This is a genomic window from Streptomyces sp. MK37H (assembly GCF_018035285.1).
GTDB classification, from domain to species: domain Bacteria; phylum Actinomycetota; class Actinomycetes; order Streptomycetales; family Streptomycetaceae; genus Streptomyces; species Streptomyces endocoffeicus.
Genome location: NZ_JAAAYH010000339.1, coordinates 1 through 9,840 on the forward strand (window position 1 = coordinate 1; position 9,840 = coordinate 9,840).

Annotated in this window: 8 protein-coding genes; 5 read left to right on the top strand and 3 right to left on the bottom strand. The window is 70.4% G+C overall.

The window, feature by feature from the left end:
• Nucleotides 1–355: 355 nt before the first annotated feature.
• Together GWI24_RS33190 and GWI24_RS33195 are read left to right on the top strand one after the other, a co-directional pair.
• Nucleotides 356–1,822, top strand: a complete 1,467-nt coding sequence (locus GWI24_RS33190; protein WP_210949761.1) for an FG-GAP and VCBS repeat-containing protein — start codon at nt 356–358, stop codon at nt 1,820–1,822.
• Between the two features lie 261 nt (nt 1,823–2,083).
• Nucleotides 2,084–2,995: a calcium-binding protein gene (locus tag GWI24_RS33195; RefSeq protein ID WP_210949762.1), complete on the top strand. Its 912-nt coding sequence runs from the start codon at nt 2,084–2,086 to the stop codon at nt 2,993–2,995.
• Nucleotides 2,996–3,123: 128 nt separating this feature from the next.
• Here GWI24_RS33195 and GWI24_RS33200 read toward each other — a convergent pair whose 3' ends face one another.
• Nucleotides 3,124–3,420 carry a GYD domain-containing protein gene (locus GWI24_RS33200; protein WP_210949763.1) on the bottom strand — a complete coding sequence of 99 codons (297 nt, stop codon included), beginning with the start codon at nt 3,418–3,420 and terminating at the stop codon, nt 3,124–3,126.
• 196 nt (nt 3,421–3,616) lie between these two features.
• Between GWI24_RS33200 and GWI24_RS33205 the strand changes: the two genes are divergently transcribed.
• Both GWI24_RS33205 and GWI24_RS33210 read left to right on the top strand, forming a co-directional pair.
• Nucleotides 3,617–4,606, top strand: coding sequence for an alpha/beta fold hydrolase (locus GWI24_RS33205; protein WP_210949764.1), 990 nt, complete (start codon nt 3,617–3,619; stop codon nt 4,604–4,606).
• 181 nt (nt 4,607–4,787) lie between these two features.
• Nucleotides 4,788–6,311, top strand: coding sequence for a subtype B tannase (locus GWI24_RS33210; RefSeq protein WP_210949767.1), 1,524 nt, complete (start codon nt 4,788–4,790; stop codon nt 6,309–6,311).
• 89 nt (nt 6,312–6,400) lie between these two features.
• Here the strand turns inward: GWI24_RS33210 and GWI24_RS33215 are convergent, their stop codons facing one another.
• Nucleotides 6,401–7,693 (bottom strand): hypothetical protein, encoded by a 1,293-nt coding sequence (locus GWI24_RS33215; RefSeq protein ID WP_308344168.1) that lies wholly within the window; start codon nt 7,691–7,693, stop codon nt 6,401–6,403.
• 140 nt (nt 7,694–7,833) lie between these two features.
• A complete protein-coding gene (locus tag GWI24_RS33220; RefSeq protein ID WP_210949765.1) occupies nt 7,834–9,456 on the bottom strand; it encodes a serine/threonine-protein kinase in 1,623 nt (540 codons plus the stop codon).
• 188 nt (nt 9,457–9,644) lie between these two features.
• Between GWI24_RS33220 and GWI24_RS33225 the strand changes: the two genes are divergently transcribed.
• Nucleotides 9,645–9,840: helix-turn-helix transcriptional regulator (locus tag GWI24_RS33225; protein ID WP_210949766.1), on the top strand; the 196-nt coding region annotated here is incomplete at its 3' end.

Genomic DNA, 9,840 nt, shown 5'->3' on the forward strand with positions numbered 1-9,840 from the left:
CATGCGTCCAGATTGCGACGGTGCGGGGCGGGGCGCACGCCGACCAGGGGACATGGCGGTCCTCACGGTCAGTGACGGAGGTTGGCGGACGCGGTCGGCGCGTCTCGTCGACGCGGGCAACGGCGGCCGTCCGCCATGCGTCCGACTTCTCCGCCTTTGACCTCAAGTTCCTGCCCCAGCAGGGGAGTTGGGCCACGCCCAGCCTTGATCACGACCCTGTCTCGTTTTCCTTCGATTGGGCAACCGTTCAGCTTTCGGACAGCTCTCCTTCCATGACCCTTCCGTTCCGGCCGCCGGGGGAGACAGGTGGCGGTCGGAGCCCAAGGGCGACCGATGCGTTACTCATGGAGGATTTGTGCGCAATAGAACCCGAGGTGTGGTGGGCGTGGCGGTGGGTGCCGTCGTGACCGCCGCCGTGGCCGCCGGGGCCGGCGCCGTGGTGTCGAACGGCGACGGGACCGACCAGAAGCAGCCCTCCCCCACGGCTGCCGCGGCAGGGAAGACCACACCGGGCGATATCGACGGCGACGGCTATGCCGACCTCGGCGTGGGCGCGCCCGACGGGACCGTTTCGGGGAAGTCCAAGGCGGGCTACGTGGGTGTGACCTATGGGGCCAAGGCCGGGGTCGACACCGGGCGGCACGGCACGTTGTCGCAGGCCAGCCCGGGGATTCCCGGGACCCCCGAGGCCGGGGACCACTTCGGCTCGGCCGTGGTGCGCGGCGATGTGGACGGGGACGGGTACGGCGATCTGATCGTCGCCGCGAACTACGAGGCCATCGGCAGCGCCAAGCGGGCCGGTTCGGTCACGGTCGTCTTCGGCTCGAAGGACGGCCTCTCCAGCGACGCCATCGCCTTCCACGCGCCCAAGGCCACCGCCTACGCGCTGTTCGGCGACCGGATGGCCGTGGGCGACTACAACCACGACGGCCGCGACGACATCGCCATCTCCGACGGCACCGAGGTCCAGGTCGTGAACGGCGCGGCGAACCTGCGCGAGACCGCCACCCCGAAGATGTCCAGCGTCACCCCGCCCGGCGGCGGCGCGGGCACAGAGCACCTGTCCTCGGGCGACATCAACGGGGACGGCTTCGCCGACCTGGTCACCGTCGCCTACCAGGACGACCCCGCCGACGAGGGCACGCTCGGCGTGCTGCCCGGCTCGTCCGCAGGGCTGAAGAGCACCTCGCTGGGCAAGGACGTACCGCTGCCGTTCGCCTCGTACCGGGCCGTGGTGGGTGACATCAACGGCGACGGTAAGGACGACGTCGTCACGGACACCGGGTTCACGGACGGCCCGGACGACGCGCGTCTGCGGACGTACCCGGGCACGGCCGAGGGGCTCGACACCGCCCATCCGGTGAACTGGACGGGCAAGGCGCAGAACGGCATCGCCTCCCGGCTCACCGACATCAACGGCGACGGCCACGACGACCTCGTCGTCAGCGACACCGGCGCCGAGGCCCCCGGGGGCTACAACGACGCCGGTGCCATCACGGTGCTGAAGGGCACCAAGGACTGGCTGACCGACGCGGGTGCGCAGACCTTCTCCCTCGACACCGAGGGCGTCCCCGGCGGCATGACGGGCGGCGACTGGTTCGGCGACGCCATCTCGCCGGCCGACTACAACGGCGACGGCAAGCCCGACCTGGCCGTGGGGGTCCCGAACCGGACCGAGGGCGCGGGCGCGGTGGCCCTGCTGTACGCGGGCGCCGACGGGCTCACCGCCGAGGGCTCCGCCCTCATCGGGCCGGGCGATCTCGGCTCCCCGGCGGACGACGCCGCCTTCGGCAAGGAGCTGTCCGGCCCCGCTACGAAGTAGCACCAGCTCGTAGTCGGTTTCGGTGGCCTGGCCCGCGTTCTTCGGGGCCAGGCCACCGGCCGAACACGGCGATGAATTTATGGTGAATCGCGGCCGACGGGACGTTGTCCTGTCGCGGCCGATCGGTCAAACCTCGCTGGTCAGGAGAGATGCGGGTCGGCTGTACGTGGCTTGCACCGCTTTCGCCATCGCACAACCAACCGCAAACCCCGGAAGTCACACGCGATTGTCACCACCCCCTACGCCTCATGGAGGTCGGCAATGCGTTCTCCCCTGGTCAGCCGCCGGGTTCTAGGTGCCGCGTCGGCGCTGACCCTGGCTCTCGGTACGGGGCTGGCCGCTCCCCTCGTCCTCGCCGGTACGGCCGGCGCCGCGACGCCCTCGGCCACCGCCGCGTTCAGCCCCAGCGACCACGCGATCCTCTACACGGCCGCCTCCGGCCAGACCAACAAGGTGGCCGTCACCGCCTCGAAGACCAGCGGCCTCGCGGAGATCGTCTATATGATCGACGACTCCGTCCCGATCACCGCGGGCAGCGGCTGCGCCTACCCCGACAGCGCGGACCACACCAAGGTCTCCTGCACGGTCGAGACCCTGGAGAGCCAGGACCCGTACGCCACCCTGAAGATGTCCCTCGGCGATGGCAACGATGTCGTCAGCTACGACAACACCACCGACCAGACCTACTACTTCGCCTCCACCGACCTCGGCGCCGGCAAGGACACGCTGACCGAGACCGACGGCAGCAACGGCGACTACGTCGGCGGCGGAACGGGCGACGACAGCCTTACGGTGGGCGCGTACACGGTGGTCTCCGGCGGTGACGACAAGGACACCATCCACGCCGCCGAGGGCACCATCGCCCAGGGCGGCAACGGCAACGACACGATCTACTCAGGCGGCGAGGAGAGCGCCGTCGAGGGCGGCGCGGGCAACGACGAGATCCACGGCGGCGCGGACCGGCAGCATCTGTCCGGCGACGACGGCAACGACTCGATCTACGGCGGGACCGGAAACGACTTCCTCTACGGCGGGAAGGGCAACGACGTCCTGTACGGCAACAGCGGGGACGACACGATCTACGGGAACAGCGGGGACGACAAGCTGTACGGCGGCCCCGGCACGGACACCCTGTCCGGGGGCCCGGGCACGAACGTCGTCCATCAGGACTGACACGTAGTCGCACCGCGGCACGGCGCCGGTCCAGGAGGGCTCCCTTCCTGGACCGGTCTTCGTATCCGCACCGCTCCTCGCGTGCGCACCTCCTCTTGTGCGCACCGCCTCAGCTTGTGCGCACCGCCTCAGCCGGCGGCCTTGGCGATGATGCGGCCCATATCCTCCCGTCCGAAGGCCCGCAGGGTCGTGGTGCGGACATTGCCCAACGCGCCGAGCTGCAGCGACGCCGCGGTCGCGGTCTCGTCGTCCGGGGCCTCGACGATGCACACGAGGTCGTACGGCCCATCCGTCCAGTAGATGTCCACGAGACGCGCCCCGAGCTTGTTCAGCGCCGCGGCGAAGTCCTCGGTGCGCTGTGTGGTGTCCCTGTAGGCGCGGACTCCCTGCTCGGTCCAGTTCAGCAGCGTGATGTACGTCGCCACGGCCCTCACCTCCACGAGAAGACTCCGTGCGATCAATTCTGGGAGTAACGTCGCGAACCCGCACATCTGGAGCGTCGGCGAGCGGCCGGAATGGTTTGCCGAACCGGCAACGGGTGTGGTCCGCGTCGCGGACGGCACGGCAAGCTCGGTCCCATCGGCCGCCCCACAGAATTTCAGCGCGACCCGGGAGGGAACCATGCCGCAGATGCCGCCCACAACCGACCCCACTCACCGTCTGGTGCCCTCACCCGCCGGGCGGATCCACCTCGTGGAGCAGGGCGGCACCGGCCCGCTGGTGCTGCTCGTCCACGGCTTTCCGGAGTCCTGGTACTCATGGCGCCACCAGCTGCCCGCGCTGGCCGCGGCCGGGTATCGGGTGGCCGCCGTCGATGTCCGTGGGTACGGCCGCTCATCCCGGCCCGAGGCGGTGGACGCGTACCGGATGCGGGAGCTGGTGGCGGACAACGTCGCCGTGGTGGAGGCGCTCGGCGAGGAGTCCGCCGTGGTGATCGGGCACGACTGGGGCTCGCCCATCGCCGCCAATTCCGCCCTGCTGCGCCCGGATGTGTTCCGGGCGGTCGGGCTGCTGAGCGTGCCGTACGCCCCGCGTGGCGGCCCCAGGCCCTCCGAGGTCTTCACCGGGATGGGCGGGGACGAGGAGTTCTACGTCTCCTACTTCCAGGAGCCGGGCCGGGCCGAGGCGGAGATCGAGCCGGATGTGCGCGGCTGGCTCGCGGGGATCTACGCCGCGCTGTCCGGCGACACCATACCCGGGCCCGATCTGCCCGACCCGCACTTCGTCACGCGCGGCCGGACGCTGCGCGAGCGGTTCCCCGCCGGGCGGCTGCCCGCCTGGCTGAGCGAGGGGGACCTCGATGTCTACGCCGGTGAGTTCGAGCGGACCGGGCTGAGCGGAGGGCTGAACCGCTATCGCAACATGGACCGGGACTGGGAGGACCTGGCCGAGTACGACGGTGCGCCCATCACCCAGCCGTCGCTCTTCGTCGGCGGCGCCCTGGACGCCTCGACCGCCTGGATGGGCGACGCGATCAAGGCGTACCCGAGCACGCTGCCCGGGCTCGTCGGCTCGCACATCCTCGAGGACTGCGGCCACTGGATCCAGCAGGAGCGCCCGGAGGAGGTCAATCGGCTGCTGGTCGACTGGCTGAATTCGCTTTCCGCGTGACGCGAATGGCCCTCCTGGATGGCGGTGGGGCTATGAATTCCCTGTGCGTGGGCTAGGCGTTCACGATGAAATCAACATAATTGTTGACGATTTTGCGGCCACCGCTTTACGTTCTCGTCGACCCAGGAGGCATCAGAGCGCGCCATGTGAGGAGTTGTCCGTGAAGCGCAGGACCATGGTCATGGGGCTTGCCGCGGCCGCCGCCGCGCCGGCGGCCGGCGGGGGATTCAGCGCGTCGGCGGCGGGCGCGACGGGCGCGACGGGTTCGACCGGTTCGGCCGGTTCGGCCGGCTCCGATCCGTTGGCCTTCGACAAGGACGGCTACACGACCGGGACGAAGACCGTGTCCACGGACGACGGCGACAAGAAGGTGACGTACCGCCTGTACAAGGGCGTCGTCTATGTCGCCAGGCCCGTGGACACGAAGTATCAGAGCCTCAACGTCAGCGTTCCCGTCGAGATCGACGGCAGGGCCGTCAATGCCACCGACGCCCCGATCCTCCTCGCCAACCGGATAGGCGGCTATCTGTCGTCATCGGTGACGAGCGACAGCGGTCCCGGGGGTCCCGGAGGCCCTGGCGGTCCCGGGGCCCCCGGCGGCATGGTCAGCAACGCCGACCGGGGGCTCGCCTCGGGCTACGTCGTGGTGGAGCCGGGCGCGCGGGGCCGTGACCTCATCGCGCCGGACGGTACGTACTACGGCGTGGCGCCCGCCGCCATCGTCGATCTCAAGGCCGCCGTACGGTATCTGCGCCACAACCAGGGCCGCGTCCCGGGCAACACCGACCGGATCGTCTCCTCCGGCACCAGCGCCGGAGGCGCCCTGTCGGCCCTGCTGGGCGTCTCCGGGGACAGCCCCCTGTACGAGCCGTATCTGAGGGAGCTGGGCGCGGCCGACGCGAGCGACGCCATCTTCGCCGCCGGCGGCTGGTGCCCCATCGCCGATCTCGAGCACGCCGACATGGCGTACGAGTGGATGTTCGGCGGCAGCGCGCTGAGCTCCGGCGAGGTCGTCGACCAGACCGTCTCGCATCAGCTGAGCGCCGCGTTCGCCGACTACCAGGCGTCCCTGCGGCTGCGGGGGAAGCGGGGCTTCGGCCCCCTCACCGCGCGCACCTACGACGACTACCTCCTGCGGACCTACCTCCAGCCTGCCGCCACCCGCTGTCTCACGGCACTGCCGGACGCGGATCGCACCGCCTACCTCGACAAGAACGCGTGGATCACCTGGTCCGGAGGCAGGGCGGCCTTCGCATGGGAGGACTTCCTCGCGCATGTGGGGCGGAAGAAGAACGTACCGGCCTTCGACTCCTTCGACCTCTCCGCACCCGAGAACAACCTCTTCGGCCGCGGAACCACCAAGGCCCGGCACTTCACGCCGTATAGTCTCCGCCACACGACCGGCGACGACGGCGCACGGCTCGACAGCGATCTGCCCCGGACGCTGGCCCTGATGAACCCGATGCACTTCATCCGGCACCCCAACCCCGGCCGCGCCCGCCACTGGTGGCTCCGTGTCGGCACCAGCGACACCGACACCTCCCTCACGGTCCTCGGCAACCTCGCCGCCGGACTGGAGAACCTCGGCGACGACGTCAACGCCCTGATGTACTGGGACGCCGGACACGGGGCCAACCAGGACCCGGGTGCCTTCATGCGATGGATCGGCGAGGTGACGGGCTACCGGAGCCAGGGGCCCTCATAGCTCCCATGCCCCCTTCGCCAGCGTGGACAGCCCGCAGGACGGCCAGGCTGACCAGGGCGCCCGTGCCGGCCAGGAGAACTGGCGGGAGATCAGTTCCGCGGTGGGCGGCGGTCCTGGGGGCGCTGAAGGGCCCGGAAGTCGTCGAAGAAACCGTAGTTGTGGGCCGGTGAGCCGTCGTCGGCCCGCTCCACGGTGCGGTTGGCGTAGAGGCTGTTCAGCAGCCAGGGTTGCTTGTCCGGGCCGAAGTTCCTGGTCATGGCGGCGCCTTGGGTGACTCCGTACGTGGCCACGGCGAGGCGCCCGGTATCGCGGAAGTGGCGCACCTGGTCCCGCAGGAAGTGCTTGTTGTTCTCGAACCAGGGGCTCATGGCGAGGAAGTCACGCCACTTCTCCTCGGGGAAGGGATGCTCGATGGCCTCCCTGATCACCTTCCACACCGGGGTGTCCGTCGGAAGGCGGTAGCGGCGGGCGAAGCGCGCGGGGATCGTGTCGTTCAGGTGCAGCCTCCACAGCTGGACCAGGGAGAACTCGGTGACCAGGAACTTCTGGCCGTCGCGGAGGCGGGGAAGGATGTAGTCGAGGTAGGGCTGTACCTTCTCCGGCGCCGACACATGGGGGTGGATGTCCACGCCCTCGATCTCCGGGGTCCGGCGGGTGAAGGACAGCCAGCGGTCGGTGGCCCGCGTCCGCTTGTCCGGCCTGTCGAGGTAGTTGAGCGCCCCCATGTGGAGGTGGGTCCGGCAGCGCGAGCCGAAGTGCTTCTTCCGGTACGCGATGATGTGCTCCGCGACCGTCTCGTAGAACGCGTTCAGCGCGCCCGAGCGGCGGTCCTGGGCAAGGCTCTCGATGAACGGCTCGTTGCCGATGGCCAGGATGTCGACGGTGTCGAGGACGGTGTGCAGGACCTTGTCGACCCGGGCGAGTTCCGCGGCCATGGCGGAGCCGCCCGGCCGGGGTATCGGCCGGTGGTTGTACGGGAACATCAGCGAGAGCACCGTGCTGTGACCGAGGCGATGGGCGTCCAGGAGCTTCGCGATGGCGCGCTGGTGGGAGGCGTCGTCCGTGACCTCGGGCATCGGAACGAAACCCCGGAGCCAGCCCGCGGAGAGCTCGCGCAACTCGCCGAAGGTCACGCTGTCGGGGTCCTCGTTGAAATTCGCTCCCAGCGCGCCGTCCGGCCCATTGGCGGAGGCCCTTTCGCCGGAGTCGGAGTCGGCGTCGGGGCCGGGACTGTGACCCGCCTTGTCGGCGGGCTCTCGTTCGCCCTGTGTGCACCCAGCGGCGACGAGGGCCCCGCCGGACAGGGCCAGTACACGCCGCCGGGAAAGCGGCTTCTTCCTCGTCTCCTTCTCCTGACGCACGGCATGCGCGTTCGAGTCCACGTGACGCTCCCTTTTCGTGCCGGTGACCCAGGCGCTGTTGCCGGGGCCGCCCGGAAGGACGCGTCGACGAAGCCTGTCCGTTGCCCATGGCGCCCACGTTTTTCGCGGAACCGCGTGCTCGGGCGCGCCGTGCCGCCCGGTCAGTGGGTGATCTGCACGGTGACGGTGAGGGCTCCCTTGTTGTCGTCGAGGCAGCCCTCGCGGTCGTTGGCGCGGAGTTGCAGGGTGCCCGAGCGGGTGGCCTGGAAGTGCCAGGCGCGGTGTACGGCGTGGGGGTTCCCGGGGTTTCCGGGGTAGCGGCCCAGGAGGGCGCCGAAGGGGACCGCCGAGTCCACCTTGCAGTCCTGCCAGGCGAAGCGGAGGGATTGGTCGTCGGCGGCGGTGTGGCCGGCCGGGCCGACGAAGGGCAGGTTGGCGGAGTCCACGGTCCAGGTGCCGCTGGTGTAGCGGACCGATACCTTGTCGCCCTTCTGGACCGGGGTGCTCGTCGCGGACTGCCAGCCACGGGCCGCGTCCACGGTCACCTTGCTGGTGGTGGTGGCGGGAGGCTGCGCCGCGTCGTCGTCGCCGTTGGACGGGGGGCCGAAGGCGAAGAAGAGCCCGGTGGCGAGGGCCGCCACCGCGAGTGCCGCGCCCGCCGTCCACCACCAGGTCCGGGCCCGGCCCCGGTCACGGGGTCGAGGGGGTGGCGATCCGGCCGCCCGGTCGATGACGGTCGGTTCCCGGTCCAGGGTGGGAGTCCCGCTGAGGGTGGGCGATCCGGTGAGGGTGTGGGGTGCGGTTGGCGTTGGGGTGCCGGTGAGGGTGTGGGGTGTGGTCGCCGTGGGCGTTGCGGCCGGCGTCGGGGTGTCCGCCACGTCCGCGGGGGTGGCCGCCACGTCCGTGGGAGTCTCCGGGAAGTCGCCCGGAGTGCCCGCCGGAGGCAGGGGGCCCGGGTCTTCCGCCCCGTCCGCCACGCGGCGCAGCGCGGCCCCGACCGTGGCCGCGGACGGGCGCCGGCCCGGTGACTTGTTCAGCAGGGCCTCGACGATGGGCCGCAGGGGGCCGACCCGTTCCGGGATCTCCGGATCCGCGAAGGTGACCGCGTGCAGCGCGGCGGCCCCGGTGGCGCGCTGGAAGGGCGGTACGCCGGAGGCGACCGCGGACAGGGTCGCGCCCAGCGACCACAGGTCCGACGGCGGGCCGACCTCCTCCGCGGTCAGCCGCTCGGGCGCCATGTAGCCGATGGAGCCGAGGAGTTCACCGGTGGTGGTGAGCGACTCGTCGTCTTCCAGGGCGGCGATGCCGAAGTCGGTGAGGACGGCGCTGCCGTCCCGGCGCAGCAGGACGTTGGCGGGCTTGACGTCGCGGTGCAGCGCCCCGGCGGCGTGCACGGCCTCCAGCGCGCCGAGCAGCTGCAGCCCGAGGGCGGCGGTGTGGCGGGGCGTGAGGGGGCCGTCGTCCGCGATCCGGCGGGCCAGGTTGGGGCCGTCGATCAGCTCCATCACGATCCACAGCCGGTCGTCGTGTTCGACCAGGTCATGGACGCCCACCACATGCGGGTGGTGCACCCGGGCGACGGTACGTGCCTCTCTCAGCGCCCGGCGCAGCCGTCGGTGGTACTCCTGGTCGTCGCTCGCGACGTTCAGCTCCTTGGCAGCGACCTCGCGCGCCAGCATCTGGTCGTACGCGCGCCAGACCGTGCCCATGCCGCCTCGTCCCAGCCGGTTGCCCAGCTGGTAGCGGCCGCCGACAAGCCGTATGTCGTCCCCACCCGGTGTCACCCGATCTCTCCTGTTCTCACGCCCGGTGAGCATAGTCGGAAGTGTTCGAACATCATCGGGCACAACTGATGCATCAGTCAGTCCGCATCGCAATTCCCGGGTGAAATTCCCATGGATTTAGGTATGAAGCGGGCATTCAACTGTCACATGCATTGCGCTTATCTCAACGCATCCGTACCGTGTCGGCCATGCTGCAACAGTTCGACGTGGCGGAACGCGTACGTCAGGTGATCGGCGAAGCCGGGTGTACCCAGCGCGAATTCGCGCGGCGGGTGGTGATGGACCCGTCCAAGCTCTCGCGTTCGCTCAGCGGGAGCCGGCGCTTCACCGTGGCCGAGCTGGCGCGGATCGCCGACGCCGGGAACGTGGACGCCGGATGGCTGC

Excerpts from the sequence above, each read along its gene's own strand:
- GWI24_RS33195 (WP_210949762.1), top strand. The coding sequence starts at position 2,084 with ATGCGTTCTCCCCTGGTCAGCCGCCGGGTTCTAGGTGCCGCGTCGGCG.
- GWI24_RS33210 (WP_210949767.1), top strand. The coding sequence starts at position 4,788 with ATGGGGCTTGCCGCGGCCGCCGCCGCGCCGGCGGCCGGCGGGGGATTC.
- GWI24_RS33205 (WP_210949764.1), top strand. The coding sequence starts at position 3,617 with ATGCCGCAGATGCCGCCCACAACCGACCCCACTCACCGTCTGGTGCCC.